The following is a 20,132-nucleotide window of genomic DNA, read 5'->3' as shown; positions in this document are numbered from 1 at the left end:
AGATCCCTCAAAGACGATGAGGTAGATAGGTTCGAGGTGGAAGTGTGGTGACACATGGAGCTGACGAATACTAATCGATCGAGGACTTAACCAAATCTTGAATGCATTTAATGTCTAGTTTATCCAGTTTTGAAAGAATAAGGAAATCGAAGGAAAAATACTAAAAATAGTATTGACTTTACTTTCGAAATGAGTTATAATAAATCTTGTCTTTCGTTTTAAGTCTAGTGATGATGGCAAAGAGGTCACACCCGTTCCCATACCGAACACGGAAGTTAAGCTCTTTAGCGCCGATGGTAGTTGGGGGCTTCCCCCTGTGAGAGTAGGACGTCGCTAGGCTTAAATAAAAAATATTCCGAAGTAGCTCAGTGGTAGAGCAACCGGCTGTTAACCGGTTGGTCGTAGGTTCGAGTCCTACCTTCGGAGCCATGCTTCTTGGAGAGTTGTCCGAGCGGCCGAAGGAGCACGATTGGAAATCGTGTAGGCGGTTAACACTGTCTCAAGGGTTCAAATCCCTTACTCTCCGCCAGACAATTATTTTATTGGCCCGTTGGTCAAGTGGTTAAGACACCGCCCTTTCACGGCGGTAACACGGGTTCGAATCCCGTACGGGTCACCATTTGAATTTTAAATATCCAGTTGGAGGATTAGCTCAGCTGGGAGAGCACCTGCCTTACAAGCAGGGGGTCGGCGGTTCGAGCCCGTCATCCTCCACCATATTAAATTATGGTACATTAGAAAAAGAATTTTATTATCGCGGGGTGGAGCAGTGGTAGCTCGTCGGGCTCATAACCCGAAGGTCGCAGGTTCAAATCCTGTCCCCGCAACCAAATGGTCCCGTGGTGTAGCGGTTAACATGCCTGCCTGTCACGCAGGAGATCGCCGGTTCGATCCCGGTCGGGACCGCCATTTTTATGAAAAGTAATTTATATGGGTCAGTAGCTCAGTTGGTAGAGCATTAGATTGAAGCTCTAAGTGTCGGCGGTTCGATTCCGTCCTGACCCACCATATAGATAAATGCCGGTGTAGCTCAGTTGGTAGAGCAACTGACTTGTAATCAGTAGGTCGAGGGTTCGACTCCTTTCGCCGGCACCATTTATCTGGAGGGGTAGCGAAGTGGCTAAACGCGGCGGACTGTAAATCCGCTCCTTAGGGTTCGGCGGTTCGAATCCGTCCCCCTCCACCATTCCTTTTATAGGGGCATAGTTTAAAGGTAGAACTACGGTCTCCAAAACCGTCAGTGTGGGTTCGATTCCTACTGCCCCTGCCAATTTTTAAATGAATATAGTGATTATGGCGGTTGTGGCGAAGTGGTTAACGCACCTGATTGTGGTTCAGGCATTCGTGGGTTCGATTCCCATCAGTCGCCCCATTTTTTAGAATAAATTCAATATAAAAACATATAATATATTATTATGGCGGTTGTGGCGAAGTGGTTAACGCACCTGATTGTGGTTCAGGCATTCGTGGGTTCGATTCCCATCAGTCGCCCCATTTTAATTTTAAACCAAAAATTACATTCTTCTTAATATTTTTGGGGTATAGCCAAGCGGTAAGGCAACGGATTTTGATTCCGTCATGCCCAGGTTCGAATCCTGGTACCCCAGCCATTTTGCGGAAGTAGTTCAGCGGTAGAACACCACCTTGCCAAGGTGGGGGTCGCGGGTTCGAACCCCGTCTTCCGCTCCAAAAATATAATGGCGGCATAGCCAAGTGGTAAGGCACAGGTCTGCAACACCTTTATCACCGGTTCAAATCCGGTTGCCGCCTCCAAAAAATTCTTGATCGGGATAACCGATTTTTTTTATATTTTAATATGCCGAAGTGGTGGAATGGCAGACACGCCGCACTCAAAATGCGGTGCCGCGAGGCGTGTGGGTTCGAGTCCCACCTTCGGTATCCTAAATAGTCTTTTATAAAGGATTGTGAGCTCAGTTTAAACTGGGCACGCAATCCTTTTTTATAACGGATAAGCAAGCTTTCTTATCCGTAACTGTACAATTAAGCTAATCACTAATGTGCTGCAATACATCAAGGGAATATCTTCTTTTTAATAATTAAGAGGGGATGGCTACTCCTTGAAAGGGAGGACATGCAAATGTGGAATAAGAAATATATAACTAAACTAGACTTAACTGAATATCTAGGAATAAATGAAGAACAGTTAAATATAATAATTTCGAAAATGCAACAAAGGGTATCGGTATTTGCTCCTTCAGAAAGCAGCAGTAATAAACTTAAAAAACATGAGGCAGCTACGATAGAATTTGTACATATACGGATGAAAGAATACACGCAGGACATAGCGTGTGATTTGGCGGTTGAAGTGTTTTATCATCGGAGAATAACGAGAGTAAAAAACTATGAATATATATTTTAGGCAGGAACATTTGATTTAGATGCTGAATTAAAAATTTGGATATCCGGCAGTGAGTTACCGATTGAGAAGACGTTCAATAAAACGGGTAATGTATATGATGTTCAACGTGTATTGGCAGAGAATATTTCGAAGTAATAAGCATTACAATCAATTATGATGGAAGATGTAATTTTTATTATTACTTCAAAAATCCGTTATATTAGGTAGAATACGATAGTTAAAATAAAACAGTGGAGAATGGACCCCACTGTTTTTATTTATTGAAATTAAATAAAATGTTTAACCATTAACCTCCACTAAGCGGAAGCTGAATTTTCAGCATGAACCAATTATCCTGTAGTTCTGCTGCCATTTCTCCGTGCATTTTTTCTACAAGCATTTTAGATAAATATAGGCCTAGACCACTAGCTTCGGTATTAGTACGGCTAGTGACTTCTGTGTAGAAGCGGGTGAAGACTTTTTCGATGGCAATGTTGCTATCTTTTTTGATATCGTTTCTGACAGTTAAAACGAGATAATTTTTTTCAATTTCATAGTGGATAAAGGCTTTACTTTGCCCATAACGCAGTATATTTTGAATGATATTTTGGATAACGCGCGTAAGCATTAATTTGTCTGCGATAATTTTTTGATCATTGGGTTGTTCGGGAAAGTGGAGTTCGATTTTCTTTTCTTCAAATTGCTCGTAAAAGGATAAAAAGATCTCTTCTACTAAATTTGATAATGGGATGGAAACTAATGCTACTTCTTTTTGGTTTGTATCAATACGTGCTAGGTCATAAAAGTGTTCGGTCATCTCAATTAATCGGTTCACAGACTGTTCGATAACTGTTAGATAGTGAGCACGCTTCGCATCATCAGTGGCCGAATTTAAAAGCTGCACATAGCCGTTGATGGAGGTGAGTGGCGTCCGTAAGTCGTGAGATAGACCAGCAATAGAGAGCTTCACATTTTCTTCCATCTTTTTTGCCTGAATATTTTTAGCTTCAAAGGCATCAACCATCATATTTAATTCATCGACTAATTCTAATAAAGTCCTCTCACGGAAATCGAGGGAAAGTCTACTGCCAAAGCTAGCACTAGTAGGAAGAGATTTGACTGCCTCTTTTAATTTTCGAAGTTGTCGCATTAAGAAGTAAATATAAAAAAGGAGTGCCAATGCTAGGAAGACAAAGAACCATCCCCACATAACAATCACTCCTTTCCTTAATCAAATTTGAAGCCTATGCCCCATACAGTTTTAATGTAATTTGTATCAGCTATATTTAGTTTGTTTCGTAAATTACTGATATGCATATTGATGGTTTTATCACTATCAAAAAAGGGCTCATTCCATACACTTTCATATATATTGGCACGGCTGAATACTTTTTGAGGATTTTCTAAAAATAATAGAAGTATTGCATATTCACGACCAGTAAGATGAATCGTTTCCTCATTGATTTTAACTTCCCGTGTGTCTAAATTGATATATATATTCTGATACTGCATTTCCTCCATGCTGTTGACGGATGTCTTAGTAGCATGACGTAATTGGATAGAGATTCTAGCGAGTAGTTCCTTCACATCAAATGGTTTTGTAATATAATCATCTGCGCCATTCATCAAGAGCTCTAGTTTAGATTCTTGATCATTTTTTGCTGAAATCACGATTACAGGAACGGCTGAATTTAGGCGTATTTCTTGAAGAAATTCCTCTCCATTCATCCCAGGGAGCATTAAATCTAAAAGAATTAAATCTATTTCACTCTGCTTAAATAGTAGTTTGCCTTCAGTACCTGAATAGGCACTTAGAGTCTGAAATTCATTCAACTCCAACGATTCTTTTAATAGTGAATGAATGGCCATATCGTCTTCAATGATTAATATCGTTGTCAATGTTATCTACCTACTTTAAATCTGTTCGATTAAACAGAAGGATTCCTATAGTTGATGATAACACGATTGTGATTAAACTCACTAATATCATCTCTGGATATTTTGCGATATCTGTTGTTTTTGCGAAATCAGAATAGAACAGGAATGATTCCGTAAACCAGTATGTAACTTGTTTAAAATGCTCGGTTTCCAGAAAAATACCAGCTCCAAAGCCAGTCCCAATTGTATAGAGAAAACTCCAAACAAGTGAAATGCTACTGTTTTTAGTTAAAAAGCTAATCATTACATAGATCGATACATTTGCCAAAATTAATAGATAAAGGGTGATGAAGGTTTTTATGACATACAAAGAGTAATTATCGATTTCAGCAAATTCGCCAAATCCCAGAACGCTCGTAAAGCTTATTACACCAATTGCGGTCATAGCCAACACACCAATTAGTGTAAGTAGTGAAGCAATTACTAATTTTGATAGATAATAATGAGTGCGGCTACGACCCAATGATAATGCATTTCGAATCGTCCCATTTTGAAATTCTTCACCAATAAAAAATCCAATAAATGTACACATCACGAGTAGCACAGTTAATCCATTCTTCTCCATCATCAGAATACCTGTGGCACCATTAATAACTGTATCCTTTGCTTGGATTAGCTCAGTTCCATAATTCACAACCATTTTACTGTTCACTGCTTGGATAATAGGTAGCAGGGATAATATTGCAAGTACAAGTATCAGTTTTTTACTTCGAGCTAATTTAATTCTCTCAGCTGTTAAAAGATTAAGCATGGCTGTTTCCTCCTGTTAATTGTAAGAAATAATCTTCAAGTTTTTGTCGAGTTGTCCCAATTCGTGAAACGTTCACATCAGCTAACACTAAAGAACGGTTGAGTGTAGCGACATCATCTAAGCGTTCATAGATGTTAATGTTAGTTCCATTAATGACTTCATAATCACGAATTCCTAATTCATCTAGTACAACAATTGCTTTTTGTACCTCAGCAGTTTCTAGTTCAATGTATTGACGAGTTTCATTTGCCAGCTGCTCTTTTGATAGCTCTTTAATGAGTTTTCCATCATGTAAAATCCCATAATGTGTTGCGATTTGTGAAAGCTCATCAAGTAAATGACTTGAGAGTAAGACAGTGATTCCTCGTTCTGTTACCAAACGATGAATGATTTCACGCATCTCAACAATTCCTGAAGGGTCAAGCCCGTTTGTTGGCTCATCTAAAATTAAGAACTCAGGATGGGAAATTAGGGTAGAGGCAATCGCTAAGCGTTGGCGCATTCCTAGAGAGAAGTTTTTTGCTTTCTTTTTCCCAGTATGCTCGAGGCTCATTAAACGAAGTAAATCATCTATCTCTCGTTCGCTCATACCGCCGTTTGCTGCTTGTACTCTAAGATTGTCGCGAGCAGTTAGTTCAGGATAAAGTGCAGGAGTTTCAATGGATTGTCCCATTTTTCTTCTTGCTTGCTGCAGACCCTTCGCACCAATTTCTCCAAATAGCTCGATATTACCCTCATCGGTTGTGATCAACCCCATAATAGTACGCATAAAGGTAGATTTACCGGCACCGTTTTCCCCGATAAGTCCGTATATCATCCCTCTTTTAATTTCTATTGTTACTTTATCAAGTGCTTTATGCTTGCCATAGATTTTTGTAATATTAGTTGCTTTTAGAATTGTTTCTGACAATATAATCATCCTTTCGATGTTGTTGTATTTAGAATAAGCCGTAGATATAAATAAATTGACTAGGAAAGTATAAAGAAAGTGTAAAGAAATAAAAACGATTCGAATATTGAAGTTAAGTGCGAGGTTCATGTTAATTAAAGATAAATGATTTCATGAAATAAAATATCCTATCAATACATACTTTCCAGCATATTTCCCTCATTTCGGGTTAATCTAAGATTGGCTTTAACTGTGATACTTGTTGTCGATTGTCCGTCTTGGATTTTGACAACTGAGTATTAGAGTAGCCAAAAATAATGCTTATACGGAGGGGAAATTTATGGTTAAGAATTCACGTCCTGATAGTAAGAGAAAGATTAAGGAACAGCCTAAAATTCCAGATGAGCAAAGACGAAACAAAGGGTCATCTACTGCTCGTCATAAAAACTAACCTTCATAAAAGTAATGAGACAGGGTAGGAGTACCCTGTCTCAAAATTTTATCCCTTTAAATCCCTTCGTTTATAGCCGATAAAACCAATCACGGTAATAACTGTGGCAATTGCAGTTAATATAATTATTGGTGTCCAACTCATTTCTTCAATCGGAAGTTTTGGGATATGGCCAAATGGTGAAAGGTTTCCGTACACTTCAGATAATTGGAATAGGCCACCCATATATAAAACGATGAACGTATAAAGTACATATAGCCAGATGAAACCAGTAAATTTCGGTTGAAAGCCTATTAACAGAATAGCAATACTGATTATCACGAGAAGTGCTGGATAATAAACAAGACCCATTCCATAAACGGTGCTAAAGGCTAGTGGTTCATCCAGAACAGATACACTTGCTGCCCACATTCCGATAGCTGCAAATGAGAGCATTACAAAACCATTTAAAACAGAAATGACTAAAAAGCTTCCCATAAGCTTTATTCGAGAAACAGCCCTAACGAGTAAATGTTCAATTCGCCCCTTTTTCTCCTCGCCATATAATTTGTTCATGGACATGACGGCTGGGATAGCTGATATGATTGCTGAAATCATCATAATCATGGACATAAATTGTTCTGTAATAGTGTAACCTTGTGCAGATGCAAGCATTTGCTGCATTAAATCGTTACCTTCAAAAAATGAATCTAAATCACCTAATACTGAGCCGTACGAGACACCTATTAAAAACATTCCCACTGCCCAAGAAATGATACCAGTACGCTGTAATCGAAGTCCTAATCCAAATGGACTTTGCAGTAACCCAGAAGCATGTTTTCTACCAGGTTTTGCTGGCAATAATCCTGACTCTAAATCTCGCCTAGTATTTAAATAATTTGCAATGATAAAAAGAATGAGGGATGCACCTACCATTAAAACGATAGGCCACCAATTATTTGAACCATAAACTTCTGCTTTAGATATCCATCCAAGTGGGGAAATCCAGCTCAATGTTTCATTACTCACGTCTCCAATGCCACGTACTATATAAGCAATCAAAAGAATTGCAATGGAAAATCCAATCGTCCCCCGGGAGCTTTCGCAGGCTTGAGCGAAAAAGGCAGTTACTCCTGCAAAAAATAATCCAGTTGCCCCTAATACGGCTCCAAATAATAAAGAGCCCTCTAAATTCATACTTTCAATGTTTAGTGCAAATAGTCCAAATCCTATTAGAAGTGCTAAAGCAATATAAACACCTGTGTAGACAAATAAAGTTGCATTTAAATTCGAAAGTCGACCAACAGGTAAGGAACGAATCAATTCTACACGACCGTTTTCTTCATCTTCCCGTGTATGGCGGGTTACTAGTAAAATACTCATTAACCCCACAACAACGGCAGTCATGAGTAACATTTGGTGAGCGGTCATGACTCCAAGCGTATAGTTACTTAAATCGTGAGTTCCAACCATTGCAATCATAGCTGGATTTTCCATTGTTTGTGCCATAACATCCCGTTGTTCTTGTGTATTATAAAGACTTGTAAACGCAATTGGCACAACAAATGTGAAGAAACCGATACCAATCAACCATAGTGGAATACGATATCGATCTCGTCTTAGGATTAGTAGTGAAAGTAGTCCTGTCCCTTTGAAAATCATATCAATCACTAGGATCTCCCTCCTTGGATTTGATCTGATTGTCCTTTCTTTTCATAATGACGCATAAACAAATCCTCCAATGTCAGTGGGGTACTTTCCAATTTTATAATCCCAAATGGACTAACGTGTTTGATTACTGTATCAAGTTGCTCAGTGTCTACCTGGAAGGAAAGTATTCCGTTCTTCTCCTTAACATCGTGAATTCCTTTTAGCTCATACAATTGGGTAATCGGTTCTTTGGTTTCTAATATAAGATTCATACGAGTTAAATGTCGTAGCTCACTTAAAGAACCTGTTTCAATCATCTCGCCTTGGCGTATAATCCCAACACGGTCACAGAGTTGCTCCACTTCTGATAAAATATGGCTGGATAAAAGAATGCTTTTTCCTGCTTCTTTTGCTTCTAGTACACATTGTTGAAAAATCTGTTCCATTAATGGATCTAAACCAGATGTCGGCTCATCTAAAATATAGAGGTCAGCATCAGAGGAAAAGGCTGAAACAAGAGCTACCTTTTGTCGATTTCCTTTTGAATAAGTTCTGCATTTTTTATATGGATCTAAATCAAAGCGTTGAATAAGTTCTTCACGTCTGCTTTGATGATTTCCGCCTCGAAGTTTTACAAATAGGTCAATTACTTCGCCACCGGTTAAATTTGGCCATAAGTTCACATCCCCTGGAACATAGGCGATTCGTTTATGGAGTTCAACGGCATCTGACCAAGCATCCTTTCCAAAAATCTTCACTTCACCTTTAGTTGCTTTTAAAATACCAAGTAAAATCCGAATAGTCGTAGATTTACCGGCACCATTTGGGCCAATAAAACCAAAGACCTCACCTTCGTTTACCTCGAGATTAACCCCATTTAGCGCGGTGAACTTACCAAACATTTTTGTTAAATCCTTTATTTGCAGAACGCTCATTCTTGCTCCTCCTCTTTTTTATAATAGAGTGTTTTAAGGATATCTAGTAATTCATAAAACTCTTCCCAATAGGTGTCATAATTGATCATCGTTAGGTTTTGATTTTTTAAATGGGCAATTAGTTCATTCTGATAGCCATCAATTGACCATTTAATCAGCTTAAAAGCTTTTTCCGTATCGATATCCTTCCGGAATAAGTTTGTATCAATACCTTCATACAAAAGAGAGATACGACTATTCATCATCTCTTGGTAGCGTTTTTTGAAGTGTACTGGTATTTCCAAAGTACCCGTAAGAAAGAGATTCCCTAAAAAATTTAAAACGTTTGGATGATTTAGGTGAAACTCGGTTTTTGATTGGGCGATTTGTTTTAATCGTTCAATAAAATCAGGTTCTTTCTTATCAACTTGCTCTAATAATTTAGTATTTGCAAGGTTTAAACTGTAATTAATCAGATAGTAAAAGAGCTCCTCCTTATTTTGAAAGTAGTAAAAGAGCATGCCTTTGCCAATTTTTGCGGTTTTTACAATTCGATTAGTAGAGGCTTTTTCAAATCCATTTTCTGCAAACTCCTGTAGCGCAGCATTAATAATTCGATTCTGTTTTTCGTAATCGAGATTTTGAAAAGTTTGGTTCATAAAAAATCGCCTCCTTAAAATAGTATATTTTTGTATTTTTACAATTAGACCACATTGGTCGAATTTAGCGTTATATAAGGTAATCCTTATTTTAGAAGGAAGATAGACAAATTTGAGCAAAAAAAAGAGCTGCGAATAGCAGCTCGTTATTACAAATTAATTATTCTGTTTGTGCATTTCCACTATTACTACTATTGCCAGAGCCACTACTGCTACTAGTTTTTTTATTGTTATTTGAGCCAGTTCCATGTTCAACATTTTCTTTGTTTTTAGTTTCTAGCTTCTTTTTCATAAATGATCCTAAAATCAATAACAGCAATGTAATAAAAATAGCGATTGATAAGGATACATATACCCAAGCAGTTTCTAAAAGTTCCATTGCTCTATGGTGGTCATAAACAATCCAGAACCCAAAACCACTTAAAATAAGGGCGACAGGCAGAATCATTCGTCGGTAATCTTTTAGACCGAATATTTTAGATGCAACGGTCGATGCACAGAGGAAGCACATCATGATTTGAGTAAGTATCGATATTGCGAAAAAGGCAATCATGATCATTTCGTAACGATGAATAAACTGACCAATCTTAGCACTTCTAGCCATTTGCATACAAGAGACAATATATTGACCTGTAACTTCTGAGCTTAAGACCCCAACCTCTAAAATAGGCCACATGACAATGAAAGTACCACCAAATAGGAAGCCAGCAGTACTAGAACGTGTCCATTCCTGTGGATTACGAACATAAGGTAAAATAACAGCAACTGTCATTGCCACCATTGCCCAATCAGCGACATGATGTCTACTTGCCCAAATGGTGCTAGTTATACCGTCTTGGAAGGTAGGGAGTAATTCATAGACATCAAATTTAGATAGTGATCCTAACATAAGAAGAATATTTAAAGCTAAAACTGAAAACACACCGATTAGTGCCATTCTTCCAATTACTTCTATACCAAAGTAAGCGCCATAGCAACCTACTATAAAGGCAATGATAATAAAAATATAAGCAGGGGCTTCTGGTAAAAAATAATCCATTAAATGATATACATAAGTAATCATAATGACTCCATACGAGCAAAGGAAAAAGAAAAATAAGAGTAGGCTAATGAATTTACTAAACCATCCACCTAGTAAGACCTTACTTTGATCCATAATATCCCCAGATGGAAATCGCTTAATAATTACAACAATTGACCAAATAAGGAGAACACTTAGTAATGTCGCGATTATTGTAGAAATCCAAATATCATTTCCAATTTCTCGAGCCATTGTACCCTGTGTTAACCCAATCGCTTTTGCGTAAACAGCATTAATAATAATTGCCATAAACATTCCATTTGTAATTTGAACCTTCATCGATGAACCTCTTCTTCATTTCTAGGCTTAGTTGGTAGATATAAAAGAGCAGCACTAGTAAGTTTAACCTCAACCTTTGAGTTCAAAGTAGCTTGTGTAAACTCATCCTCCCAATTCGCAACTATTTTTTTCCATTCACCAGGATAACGATTTTTAAAGGTTTCCCCTAGCTCTAAAAAATCAGATTTATATTCTTTTTGAGCTAATTCTACAATTTTTTCAATTTTCCCTTTAAGGTTCTCCTCAATCTGTTTCTCAATCTGTTTAACTTGTTTTTCATCAGAGATAGAAAAAGGGCAACCTGCTTCTACTAGTTGCACGACTGCTTTTAGCTTTGTATCAAAGCCGACCTGATTGTTGTTGTAGGTAGGTGTAACTTGAAAATTTGCAGTTTTCAATTCAACAGACATGGATTGTTCTGGGTTATCTGGACAAGGAGTTACTACGGCTGCTGACTTTGCATTTTCGAGAAAAAATAACAGTCCTATTGTATCTTCAGGTTTAACTGTTCCCACGAGCTTATCATTTTTGAAAACACCAGCTCCGGCCAATTCAATTTGCTTTATGGTTGGCTCTGAAGTAGGTTCTTTGTTTGATATTCCATGTGTATTAAGTGATAGCCTCGCCAGTACAGGCTGCGAGCTCTCATTTAAGTAAGTTTTTTGTAAATCGATTATTTCTGATTGTGGCGCAGCTGCAGTTAAGCTGTTGAATAAAAACAAATCATTGATAGCCTGGCCTGGGATTACCTCTATACCAGTCATGGTAGAAACGACTTCACTTGCAGGATCTGGTGTAACTGCAACTAAGGTTTGCATTCTTAGCTGATGGTTTCTAGTGAAAAAATCTATAATATCTGAAATACCCTCTTTCGCTAAATCTTCATTTATCACTACTGCAAAATTATGTGCCCAGTAAATTCTTCTTGAAGAGTGTCTGCCAAGATGGCGCATTGCTTCAAAAATGGAATCGCCCGATGCAGTTATTGACCAAATCGGTTCACCAGTTTGTCCAGAGGGAGCGCCGGTAGAACCCCTGGCATCTGCTGGACGTACGATTTGTGCGGTTACTTTTATAGAACCTTCCTCTTCACCTTTATCTAGCCCAACTGCCATAACGATTCCTAAATCATTTATTTCTGTTTTTCCTAAACAACCAGATAATAAGGTAACGAGAACAGAAAGAATAAGAATAAATTTAACTTTTTTTCTCATTTTCCAGAGCTCCCCTTATCTTCATTTTTACTCTTGGAAGTCTGAGTTGATTTAGGGCTTTGTTCAGGTGGCTTTGGCATTAAGTTATCACTCTCACGTTTTTCAGTACCTTCAGCTAATTTAGGCTGCTTGTCCATTTTCCACCAAGGAGCTCTAAAGACAATATCCTTTTGGTCGGTTGGTTGAAAAGGCGTAGCTGGAGCAAGGTAGGGCTCTCCAAAGGAACGAATTGAAAGGGCGTGCACCGCTAAAATTGTAAATACAGCTGAAAAACCCAATAATCCTAATGTGCCAGAAGCGATTAATAAAGGAAATCGGATTAGTCGAATAGAGAAGGAGGCTGAGTAGTTTGGAATTGCAAATGACGCAATCCCAGTTAGGGCTACGAGAATCACCATAAATGGTGAAACGATCCCTGCTTGAACAGCTGCTTGTCCGATTACTAAAGAACCTACGATACTTACTGCCTGTCCAACAGGCTTTGGCATTCGTAGTCCCGCTTCTCGCATCAACTCAAAGGCAATTTCCATTACTAATGCCTCCAGTAAAACGGGAAATGGAATTACTTCTCTCCCAGAAGCAATTGAAAGTGCTAATTCTGTTGGTATCATCTCTTGGTGAAAGCTTACAAGCATTACATAAATAGATGGCAAAGTAAGACTAATCATAAAGGCAATATAACGAATAGCACGGAAGAAAGAGCCTGCCAAAAATCCAGAATAATAATCATCGCTTGCTTGGAAAAATTCCCAGAAATAAGAAGGGGCTAATAAAACAAAGGGTGTATTATCAACAAAAATGGCAACTCTACCTTCTAAAATGCCTGACGCAACCTTATCCGGACGTTCTGTACTTTGCATTGTTGTAAAAGGTGACATCGGACTATCTTTTATAAGTTCTTCGATATAGCCACTTTCAAGCACTGCGTCGATTTTGATTTTCTGTAGACGCTCTTTGACTTCTTCAACAAGTCCTTCCTTTACAGTGCCTTCTAAGTAAACGATATTAATATCGGTTTTACTCTTTTTACCAATCTGCATGCCTTCAACACAAAGGAGTGGATCCCGAATTCTTCTACGAACAAGTGCCGTATTAGTTCGAATGTTTTCTGTAAATCCATCACGTGGACCTCGAACTACCTGCTCAGTTTGCGGTTCATCGACACTTCTAGCATCCCATCCTCTAGTAGGGAGAAGAAATCCTCGATTATAACCCTCTATTAGCAATACGGTATCCCCAACTAATATCCCATTAATTGCCTTTTCGTAATTATAAATAATTTCGACAGAGGAATTCATCAGTACGTTCTTTTTAATTTCTTCAATCGTTAATTCACTTGAATTTGGATTTTCCTGATTAGAGTCAGAGTTCTTATGTCCCTCGTAGATCGTTAATGCTTTAACCGTAGATTCGACTGCTTGTGTATTAACAAGTCCATCTGCATAAAAAACTACAGCTGGAATATTTTTATCTTCATGAAAGGAAAAGTCCCGTTTAATTACATCTATATCTTTCTTGAAAATTTTCTCTATTACTTTTTTATTTTCATCTACATTCGTAGTTAATGGCTTGTTAAGCTCTTCTTGTAAGGATGACATCATAAAGCCCCCTTTGCTGTCCAAAAATTCTGCATAATTCTTGTATTTCCATTAAATAACTTGATTATTCAAAGTTATCGTCAATTTATTTATAGGCTAAATCGAAGTTTTAGATAGAAGTTTATAGGCAAAAATGATAACCAACGCCTATAAATAGGGAGGATTACGCAAAGTGGATCTTTATAATTCTTGGATATATGTAAACATGCTAAACGCAAAATGGTTTATTTGGACTATCGTCATTTTTGTATTTACCTTCAATATTTTGGCACCTATGCTAGTTTGGACTGTTATCAACGGAAAAGGAGTTCCGTTTGTTCATCAGAAGGAAAAGGGAGATAAGAAAGGGAAACAGGGGAATAAGAAACAAAAGAAGAGCAAGAAGACTGAGAATAAGAAAAACAGCGGAAGCAATGATAATGAAGAGAAGACAGAAGATAAGGAAAGTAAGGGAAACAAGGAAGAGACACAACAGGATAGTGGGCAGGATAAAGAAAAGAATTCTTCTCAAGATGAGAACTAAGCCATGGAAAAGTGCTTATAACGATATATCTTACATGAATGTGCCAGTGTAATAAGCTAACATTGGCACAATTTTTATTTTCGATTTTCCCGATGTATTAATCCATCTCCAAGCAGATTGGTTGCTATTAGAAATTCCATATTTTATTATTTAACAAGACTTATTATATTAAAAGGTATAAAAAGAGTGGTTTATAAATAACTCAGTTTATTTCATAAAACAATAAAAATTAGGTGGAATGATTTTACTCATACTATCTAGAGTGAAAATAGTTGTTAAATATAAAAACTACAAAAGGTTGGTTTATCATATGGAAAAATATCGAATTGATAAGAGCAAAGGTCTTGAATTTGGAATTTTTACGCTAGGTGATCATATTCCAAATCCAAACACTGGTGAGCGGATTTCAGCTAAGCAACGGCTGAACGAAATTGTTGAATTAGCAAAGCTTTCAGATCAGGCAGGAATAGATTTCTTTGGTGTTGGGGAAAGTCACCAAGAATATTTTGCTACACAGGCACATTCTGTTATATTGTCTGCCATTGCACAGGCAACAGAAAATATTAAAATCGGAAGTACATCAACAATTATCAGTACATCAGATCCAGTGCGGGTATATGAGGATTTTGCAACAGTCGATCTGATTTCTGATGGACGTGCTGAAATTATTTGTGGTCGTGCATCACGTGTTGGTCTCTATGAATTATTAGGATATAACCTGCGTGATTATGAAGCATTATTTGAAGAAAGATTTGATTTATTGTTGAAAATAAATGAAGAAGAAGTAGTGAATTGGAGCGGAGAATACCGAGAGCCATTAAAAAATGCAAAAATTCTTCCAAGACCCAAAAATGAATCCCTACCAATTTGGCGAGCTGTTGGAGGTACACCTGCAAGTGCTATGAAGGCGGGGTATGCTGGAGTGCCTATGATGCTTGCTACATTAGGTGGTCCAGTAAGTGCTTTTAAAAACACGATTGATGCCTACAGAGAAGTTGCTGAGCGTAGCGGCTTTGATCCTGCCACTTTACCTGTTGGCACAACGAGCTTCTTCTTTGCAGCAGAAAGTACACAAGAAGCGATGAGAGAGATGTACCCATATATTAATGAAGGCATGAAGCTGACAAACGGACAAGGCTTCCCTAAGCAAGCATTTGCACATGGTGCTGATCCGCGCAGTGTTATCAATGTGGGTAGTCCACAGGAAATCATCGAGAAAATTCTGTATCAGCATGAAATGTATGGACATCAACGATATCTCGCACAAATGGATTTTGGTGGAGTTCCGTTTGATAAACTAATGAAGAACGTTGAAATTATCGGTAATGAAATATTACCAGCTATTCGAAAATATACTGCTAACAAATAGGAGGTAATCAGCATGAAAATCGTAGGCATATCCGGCTCAATTGTCGGTTCTAAAACAAAAACTACCATGAATTATGTAGCAGAGGAAATTACAAAGAAATATCCAGATGCTGATTTTACGCTTCTAGACCTTGCCGATTATCAAATTCAATTTAGTGATGGACGAAATTATTTGGAGTATGCAGGCGATACGGGCTATGTAACGAAAACAATCATGGAAGCAGATGCTATTGTAATTGGTACGCCAATTTTCCAAGCATCAATACCAGCTACATTGAAAAATATTTTTGATTTGCTGCCTGTTAATGCCTTTCGAGATAAGGTGATTAGTATGTTTGTAACAGCAGGCTCTGCAAAGCATTATTTAGTTATTGAACAACAATTAAAGCCAATCATATCTTACATGAAGGGGCAAATTGTACAAAGCTATGTATTTATAGAGGAAAAGGATTTTCATCAAAAGAAAATTGTAAATGATGATGTTTTCTTTAGAATAGAACGTCTAGTAGAAGATACGATAGTATTAACAGAGACCTACACAAAAATTAGAGAAGCAAAAGAAGATAAGTACGATTTTTAAACTGTGAGTAGTGAATCTTTCTATAAACGGAGGGATATGGGATGGATATTTTTGAAGCGATTAAAACTAGAAGAAGTATTGGTTTAGTTTCAGAGGAACCAGTTTCAAAGGAATTAATAGAGAAAATTATAGAAGCTGGCACTTGGGCTCCTAGCCATTATCGTACAGAGCCATGGAAGTTTTTCGTATTAACAGGTGATAGCCGAATTCGACTAGGTAAAACTCTTGCTACAATCGAAGCTAGGCAAATGGAAGACCCAACAAGCGAATCCAGCCAAAAGAAATTATCTAAAATTGAGGAAAAACCTTTTCGGGCACCACTTATTATTACAGTAGCAGTGGAGCCAAGCGATAATCCTCGAGCACTAATTCAGGAAGAGCATGGAGCAGTATATGCAGCAATTCAAAATATGCTGTTAGCAGCACATGCTTTAGGCTTGGCGGGCTATTGGAGAACTGGGAAACCGGCATATACTCCCGAAATGAAGAAACTATTTAACCTATCTGAAAACGGAGAAATCTTAGGCTTCCTATATTTCGGCCACCCAAAAAGACCAGTTCCACCAGGAAAACGAAAGCAATTCGATGAAGCCACTACATGGCTAACAAGTGAAAGTGATTTTGATAATTTATAGAATAATAGATTTCGGAAGCACAAATGCTAGTGACCATGCATTTGTGCTTTTTTGATGAGTTTTGAAGAGGGAAATTCGCCTGGGATGCAGTTCATATGAGGAATGAACTGCATGGGAGCAGGAAATCGTCGTGTGATGCAGTTCAAAAGGGAGATGAAGTGCATCGGAAGAAGAAATTCACCACAAGATGCGTTCATAAAATTGTTAAACTGCATCCAAGTACATAAATCTGCCAGAATAAATTCCCCGTGAAGAAACAGACTTGAAACGCACACGCCCTACAGCCCCCACACCAACATTCACAAAAAAATGACCTTCCAACCAAAGCTGATGAAGGTCATTCCAATTTTATTCAAACTTCAATTTAAATTTACAGTGATGATCTCCCTCAGTTTTACAGCTCACTCGGCGGACATGCTCGGTTTCTAGGACGTTCTTGAACATTTCCGTTTCACAGCGACATGCCGTCTTAAATTCCTGGGCAACCGAATAGATGGGACAATTATATTCAATAAGTTCAAAAGTACTATCATCGAGCTTACTTGCACTCGCCATATAGCCTTTTTCGTTTTGTATTTTGACAATCTCTTCAATTTTTTCAGAGGCTGTTTTTTCGTTCATGCGATTTTTATATTCTTGGGTAAGACGGTTTTCTCTTTTCTCAAATAGAAGCTGTATAGATTCTTCACCATGAATTTCTTGAATATCTCTTAAAAATTCAACAGTTATTCCTTCATAGTTTTTCGGGAAAATATGCTCCCCTTTTTCCGTCAACGAATATACCTGAAGTGGTCGACCCATAGGTTGTTTAATTTCTGTCGATGTAATGAGCCCGTCATTTTCTAATATGGCAAGATGCTTCCTAACTGCCATATGCGTGATAGCTAACCGTTCAGTTAGTGCTACAACCGATAAGGAAGCTTCTTTTTTAAGTAGCTCTAAAATACGGTCTCTCGTGTTAGTTTTTGTTTTAATCATACAACCCACCTCAATGTAAGGTAAAACTTTGGTATAAATAATTCTATTATTACCCTAAAAGGAAATTATACTATAAAGTATATTATGTGAAAAGAAACGAGATTTCCTTTAAATAAAGTAATAAATAGATAGATTTAAAATAAACTATAATATGCTGATATTTAATAGATTTAGGAGGGGATTAAATGAAGGTGGTTACAGAAGGGGCATTGTTATGGGAGCCGTCAAAAGAACAAATCGAAAACTCGAGTATTACTCAATTTAAAAATTGGGTTAATGAAGAGAGGGACCTTTCCATTCAAAATCCAGCTGAACTATGGAAGTGGTCTGTTGATGAGCTTGAACAATTTTGGGAAAGTGTTTGGAAATACTGTAAAGTGAAATCCCACACTCCATATGAACAAGTATTAGAAAAAAGAACAATGCCAGGTGCAAAGTGGTTTTCTGGGGCAACGGTAAACTATGCTGAGCATGTATTCCGAAATAGTAGAGCAGATCGACCAGCGTTAATTTTTAAATCGGAAACGGTTTCAAATCGAGAGGTAAGCTGGCAAGAGCTTCAGGAAAAAACAGCGATGGTAAGACAATATTTGATCAGCTTAGGTGTGAAAAAAGGGGACCGTGTTGTTGCCTATATGCCTAATATCCCAGAGACGGTTATTGCCTTTTTAGCCTGTGCAAGTATGGGAGTTATTTGGTCAGTTTGTTCCCCTGATTTTGGAACAGGTAGTGTAATTGATCGCTTCAAACAGATTGAGCCTACTGTCTTATTTGCAGTAGATGGATACTCCTATAATGGCGTAATTCATCACAAGCTAGATAGCGTAGGTGAGCTGCAAGCCGAATTACCGACGTTAACTAAGACAATTTTATTCCCTTATATTCAAAGTGAGAATACGATTGCAAATGATAAAACTATCTACTGGGATGATATGCTACAAGAAAAGGTGGAGCTCGAATTTGATGCTGTGCCATTTGATCACCCATTATGGATTTTATTTTCTTCTGGAACAACAGGATTGCCAAAGCCGATTGTGCAAGGGCAGGGCGGCATTATTATCGAGCATTTAAAAACCTTGGCCATTGAACAGGGGATTGACCAGGATGATGTATTCTTTTGGTTTACCACAACCGGATGGATGATGTGGAATCTCTTGATGGCGGGCCTGCTTACTGGTGGAACAGTTGTCCTTTACGATGGCAGTCCAGCTTACCCAAATATAAACGTTTTATGGGACTTTGCTGATGAAGCCGGGATTACTTTCTTTGGTACAAGCGCGGCCTTCTTAAATATCTGCATGAAAACAGGTGTGAGACCAAATGAAAACAATAGCTTTTCAAAGCTTAAAGCTGTTTATTCCACAGGATCGCCACTTTCAGTAGAAGGCTTTTCTTGGGGCTATGAAAATGTGAAGAAGGATTTGTGGTTTGTTTCAGCTAGTGGGGGAACTGATATATGTGCTGCTTTTGTTGGTGGTTGTCCAGTGTTACCAGTATACGCTGGAGAAATTCAAGCTCGAGCTTTGGGGGCAAACGTACAATCCTTTACTGATGAAGGACAGGCTGTATTAAACGAGGTTGGGGAACTAGTAATTACAGATCCGATGCCATCGATGCCTCTGTATTTTTGGAATGACCAAGATAACGAACGTTACTTAGAAAGCTATTTTGAAATGTTCCCAGGGGTTTGGCGACATGGGGATTGGATTAAGATCGATGAAAAAGGGAGCAGTATCATTTTTGGTCGCTCCGATTCAACTATCAACCGTCAAGGTGTTCGATTAGGGACGAGTGAAATCTATCGTGTGGTCGAGGCGTTGGATGAAGTAATAGAAGGATTAGTAGTTGATTTGGAATACCTTGAAAGAAGTTCCTATTTAGCTTTATTTATCGTCTTAAAGCCAAACACTATTCTGAGTGATAGCCTAAAAGAAATGATAAAGTCTGAAATAAAACAGAAAGTCTCCCCAAGATTTGTACCAAATGAAATATTCGAGATAAAAGAAATACCTAAAACCTTCAGTGGTAAAAAACTAGAAGTTCCAATTCGTAAAATTCTATTAGGGCAGCCAGTTGAAAAAGTAGTAAATCGAGGATCTGTTACAAATCCAGACTCGCTTAATTACTTTATCGAGCTGTCCAAAGAGATCAATAAATAGGTTATCAGCCAAAATAAAGAACCTAGTCACTTTAAAATGTACCCTATAAGATGGACACTTTAAAAAAAGTCCTTCTTGTAGGGTACTTTTGTTTATAATGAGAAAAAAGATGTTGGAGCGGAATTAG

The 20,132-nt window shown here is 37.9% G+C and carries 17 protein-coding genes, 16 tRNA genes, 2 rRNA genes and 1 pseudogene; 25 read left to right on the top strand and 11 right to left on the bottom strand.

Translation table 11 applies throughout. The annotated features are described in order from the left end of the window. The 20 genes and pseudogenes from BJ095_RS17440 to BJ095_RS17345 all read left to right on the top strand — a co-directional run. Positions 1–94 (top strand): 23S ribosomal RNA (locus tag BJ095_RS17440); the annotation flags it as partial. Positions 95–223: 129 nt separating this feature from the next. Further along, positions 224–339 (top strand): 5S ribosomal RNA (gene rrf / locus BJ095_RS17435). 15 nt (positions 340–354) lie between these two features. Continuing rightward, positions 355–429: transfer RNA gene (locus tag BJ095_RS17430), tRNA-Asn, on the top strand. A gap of 8 nt (positions 430–437) precedes the next feature. After that, positions 438–529 (top strand) — tRNA-Ser (locus BJ095_RS17425). Between the two features lie 15 nt (positions 530–544). Beyond that, positions 545–619, top strand: a tRNA-Glu gene (locus tag BJ095_RS17420). A 22-nt stretch (positions 620–641) separates the two neighbouring features. Next, positions 642–717 (top strand) — tRNA-Val (locus BJ095_RS17415). Between the two features lie 38 nt (positions 718–755). Next, positions 756–830 (top strand) — tRNA-Met (locus BJ095_RS17410). A 3-nt stretch (positions 831–833) separates the two neighbouring features. Continuing rightward, positions 834–909: transfer RNA gene (locus BJ095_RS17405), tRNA-Asp, on the top strand. A 23-nt stretch (positions 910–932) separates the two neighbouring features. Then, positions 933–1,008 (top strand) — tRNA-Phe (locus BJ095_RS17400). 11 nt (positions 1,009–1,019) lie between these two features. Continuing rightward, positions 1,020–1,095 (top strand) — tRNA-Thr (locus BJ095_RS17395). Positions 1,096–1,102: 7 nt separating this feature from the next. Then, positions 1,103–1,186, top strand: a tRNA-Tyr gene (locus BJ095_RS17390). 10 nt (positions 1,187–1,196) lie between these two features. Then, a tRNA-Trp gene (locus BJ095_RS17385) sits at positions 1,197–1,270 on the top strand. A 26-nt stretch (positions 1,271–1,296) separates the two neighbouring features. Continuing rightward, positions 1,297–1,372 (top strand) — tRNA-His (locus tag BJ095_RS17380). Between the two features lie 46 nt (positions 1,373–1,418). Further along, positions 1,419–1,494: transfer RNA gene (locus BJ095_RS17375), tRNA-His, on the top strand. A 41-nt stretch (positions 1,495–1,535) separates the two neighbouring features. Beyond that, positions 1,536–1,610 (top strand) — tRNA-Gln (locus BJ095_RS17370). A gap of 4 nt (positions 1,611–1,614) precedes the next feature. Continuing rightward, a tRNA-Gly gene (locus tag BJ095_RS17365) sits at positions 1,615–1,689 on the top strand. 10 nt (positions 1,690–1,699) lie between these two features. Continuing rightward, positions 1,700–1,773 (top strand) — tRNA-Cys (locus BJ095_RS17360). A gap of 45 nt (positions 1,774–1,818) precedes the next feature. Continuing rightward, a tRNA-Leu gene (locus BJ095_RS17355) sits at positions 1,819–1,899 on the top strand. Between the two features lie 199 nt (positions 1,900–2,098). Next, positions 2,099–2,380 carry a hypothetical protein gene (locus BJ095_RS17350; RefSeq protein ID WP_107937543.1) on the top strand — a complete coding sequence of 94 codons (282 nt, stop codon included), beginning with the start codon at positions 2,099–2,101 and terminating at the stop codon, positions 2,378–2,380. Continuing rightward, positions 2,381–2,515 (top strand): annotated as a pseudogene (locus BJ095_RS17345) (PH domain-containing protein); the annotation flags it as partial. Positions 2,516–2,666: 151 nt separating this feature from the next. Here the strand turns inward: BJ095_RS17345 and BJ095_RS17340 are convergent. From BJ095_RS17340 to BJ095_RS17295, 10 genes are all read right to left on the bottom strand, one after another. After that, on the bottom strand, positions 2,667–3,569 hold the full coding sequence (locus tag BJ095_RS17340) for a sensor histidine kinase (RefSeq protein ID WP_107937545.1): 903 nt from the start codon (positions 3,567–3,569) through the stop codon (positions 2,667–2,669). A 17-nt stretch (positions 3,570–3,586) separates the two neighbouring features. After that, positions 3,587–4,258, bottom strand: coding sequence for a response regulator transcription factor (locus tag BJ095_RS17335; protein ID WP_107937547.1), 672 nt, complete (start codon positions 4,256–4,258; stop codon positions 3,587–3,589). 10 nt (positions 4,259–4,268) lie between these two features. Next, complete coding sequence (locus BJ095_RS17330) at positions 4,269–5,048, bottom strand: ABC transporter permease (protein ID WP_107937549.1); 780 nt, start codon at positions 5,046–5,048, stop codon at positions 4,269–4,271. Continuing rightward, on the bottom strand, positions 5,041–5,967 hold the full coding sequence (locus BJ095_RS17325) for an ABC transporter ATP-binding protein (RefSeq protein ID WP_107937551.1): 927 nt from the start codon (positions 5,965–5,967) through the stop codon (positions 5,041–5,043). The genes BJ095_RS17330 and BJ095_RS17325 overlap by 8 nt, the downstream gene beginning before the upstream one ends. A 469-nt stretch (positions 5,968–6,436) precedes the next feature. Further along, positions 6,437–8,029 (bottom strand): ABC transporter permease, encoded by a 1,593-nt coding sequence (locus tag BJ095_RS17320; protein WP_107937579.1) that lies wholly within the window; start codon positions 8,027–8,029, stop codon positions 6,437–6,439. Between the two features lie 8 nt (positions 8,030–8,037). After that, positions 8,038–8,952 carry an ABC transporter ATP-binding protein gene (locus tag BJ095_RS17315; RefSeq protein WP_107937553.1) on the bottom strand — a complete coding sequence of 305 codons (915 nt, stop codon included), beginning with the start codon at positions 8,950–8,952 and terminating at the stop codon, positions 8,038–8,040. Next, entirely contained in the window at positions 8,949–9,590 is a 642-nt protein-coding gene (locus tag BJ095_RS17310) for a TetR/AcrR family transcriptional regulator (RefSeq protein WP_107937555.1), read from the bottom strand. Before BJ095_RS17310 ends, BJ095_RS17315 begins: the two co-directional genes overlap by 4 nt. A gap of 160 nt (positions 9,591–9,750) precedes the next feature. Beyond that, positions 9,751–10,950, bottom strand: coding sequence for a GerAB/ArcD/ProY family transporter (locus BJ095_RS17305; RefSeq protein WP_107937557.1), 1,200 nt, complete (start codon positions 10,948–10,950; stop codon positions 9,751–9,753). Next, entirely contained in the window at positions 10,947–12,164 is a 1,218-nt protein-coding gene (locus tag BJ095_RS17300; protein ID WP_107937559.1) for a Ger(x)C family spore germination protein, read from the bottom strand. The genes BJ095_RS17305 and BJ095_RS17300 overlap by 4 nt, the downstream gene beginning before the upstream one ends. After that, entirely contained in the window at positions 12,161–13,762 is a 1,602-nt protein-coding gene (locus tag BJ095_RS17295; RefSeq protein ID WP_107937561.1) for a spore germination protein, read from the bottom strand. The genes BJ095_RS17300 and BJ095_RS17295 overlap by 4 nt, the downstream gene beginning before the upstream one ends. A gap of 172 nt (positions 13,763–13,934) precedes the next feature. Here BJ095_RS17295 and BJ095_RS17290 point away from each other — a divergent pair, with 172 nt between their 5' ends. The 4 genes from BJ095_RS17290 (at position 13,935) to BJ095_RS17275 (ending at position 16,868) form a co-directional block, all read left to right on the top strand. After that, complete coding sequence (locus BJ095_RS17290) at positions 13,935–14,285, top strand: hypothetical protein (protein ID WP_107937563.1); 351 nt, start codon at positions 13,935–13,937, stop codon at positions 14,283–14,285. Between the two features lie 310 nt (positions 14,286–14,595). After that, complete coding sequence (locus BJ095_RS17285) at positions 14,596–15,654, top strand: LLM class flavin-dependent oxidoreductase (protein WP_107937565.1); 1,059 nt, start codon at positions 14,596–14,598, stop codon at positions 15,652–15,654. A gap of 12 nt (positions 15,655–15,666) precedes the next feature. Further along, a complete protein-coding gene (locus BJ095_RS17280) occupies positions 15,667–16,233 on the top strand; it encodes an NADPH-dependent FMN reductase (protein WP_107937567.1) in 567 nt (188 codons plus the stop codon). 41 nt (positions 16,234–16,274) lie between these two features. Then, positions 16,275–16,868 (top strand): nitroreductase family protein, encoded by a 594-nt coding sequence (locus BJ095_RS17275; protein ID WP_107937569.1) that lies wholly within the window; start codon positions 16,275–16,277, stop codon positions 16,866–16,868. Between the two features lie 348 nt (positions 16,869–17,216). Here BJ095_RS17275 and BJ095_RS17270 read toward each other — a convergent pair whose 3' ends face one another. Beyond that, on the bottom strand, positions 17,217–17,846 hold the full coding sequence (locus BJ095_RS17270) for a helix-turn-helix transcriptional regulator (RefSeq protein WP_107937573.1): 630 nt from the start codon (positions 17,844–17,846) through the stop codon (positions 17,217–17,219). Positions 17,847–18,031: 185 nt separating this feature from the next. On the opposite strand from BJ095_RS17270, the gene BJ095_RS17265 reads away from it, so the two are divergent. Next, positions 18,032–20,005 (top strand): acetoacetate--CoA ligase, encoded by a 1,974-nt coding sequence (locus BJ095_RS17265; protein ID WP_107937575.1) that lies wholly within the window; start codon positions 18,032–18,034, stop codon positions 20,003–20,005. The last annotated feature ends 127 nt before the right edge of the window (positions 20,006–20,132 follow it).

Origin of the sequence: Ureibacillus chungkukjangi, assembly GCF_003217295.1 — a bacterium.
In the GTDB taxonomy this organism is placed as follows: domain Bacteria; phylum Bacillota; class Bacilli; order Bacillales_A; family Planococcaceae; genus Ureibacillus; species Ureibacillus chungkukjangi.
The sequence above is the reverse complement of the archived record's forward strand: the minus strand, read 5'-3'. Positions and strand labels throughout refer to the sequence as shown.

What these genes read in the sequence shown, in the direction of transcription:
- BJ095_RS17275 (WP_107937569.1), top strand. Translation starts at nt 16,275, where the DNA reads ATGGATATTTTTGAAGCGATTAAAACTAGAAGAAGTATTGGTTTAGTT.
- BJ095_RS17305 (WP_107937557.1), bottom strand. Translation starts at nt 10,950, where the DNA reads ATGAAGGTTCAAATTACAAATGGAATGTTTATGGCAATTATTATTAAT.
- BJ095_RS17325 (WP_107937551.1), bottom strand. Translation starts at nt 5,967, where the DNA reads ATGATTATATTGTCAGAAACAATTCTAAAAGCAACTAATATTACAAAA.
- BJ095_RS17340 (WP_107937545.1), bottom strand. Translation starts at nt 3,569, where the DNA reads ATGTGGGGATGGTTCTTTGTCTTCCTAGCATTGGCACTCCTTTTTTAT.
- BJ095_RS17265 (WP_107937575.1), top strand. Translation starts at nt 18,032, where the DNA reads ATGAAGGTGGTTACAGAAGGGGCATTGTTATGGGAGCCGTCAAAAGAA.
- BJ095_RS17320 (WP_107937579.1), bottom strand. Translation starts at nt 8,029, where the DNA reads ATGATTTTCAAAGGGACAGGACTACTTTCACTACTAATCCTAAGACGA.
- BJ095_RS17330 (WP_107937549.1), bottom strand. Translation starts at nt 5,048, where the DNA reads ATGCTTAATCTTTTAACAGCTGAGAGAATTAAATTAGCTCGAAGTAAA.
- BJ095_RS17280 (WP_107937567.1), top strand. Translation starts at nt 15,667, where the DNA reads ATGAAAATCGTAGGCATATCCGGCTCAATTGTCGGTTCTAAAACAAAA.
- BJ095_RS17350 (WP_107937543.1), top strand. Translation starts at nt 2,099, where the DNA reads ATGTGGAATAAGAAATATATAACTAAACTAGACTTAACTGAATATCTA.
- BJ095_RS17295 (WP_107937561.1), bottom strand. Translation starts at nt 13,762, where the DNA reads ATGTCATCCTTACAAGAAGAGCTTAACAAGCCATTAACTACGAATGTA.
- BJ095_RS17300 (WP_107937559.1), bottom strand. Translation starts at nt 12,164, where the DNA reads ATGAGAAAAAAAGTTAAATTTATTCTTATTCTTTCTGTTCTCGTTACC.
- BJ095_RS17270 (WP_107937573.1), bottom strand. Translation starts at nt 17,846, where the DNA reads ATGATTAAAACAAAAACTAACACGAGAGACCGTATTTTAGAGCTACTT.
- BJ095_RS17315 (WP_107937553.1), bottom strand. Translation starts at nt 8,952, where the DNA reads ATGAGCGTTCTGCAAATAAAGGATTTAACAAAAATGTTTGGTAAGTTC.
- BJ095_RS17310 (WP_107937555.1), bottom strand. Translation starts at nt 9,590, where the DNA reads ATGAACCAAACTTTTCAAAATCTCGATTACGAAAAACAGAATCGAATT.
- BJ095_RS17285 (WP_107937565.1), top strand. Translation starts at nt 14,596, where the DNA reads ATGGAAAAATATCGAATTGATAAGAGCAAAGGTCTTGAATTTGGAATT.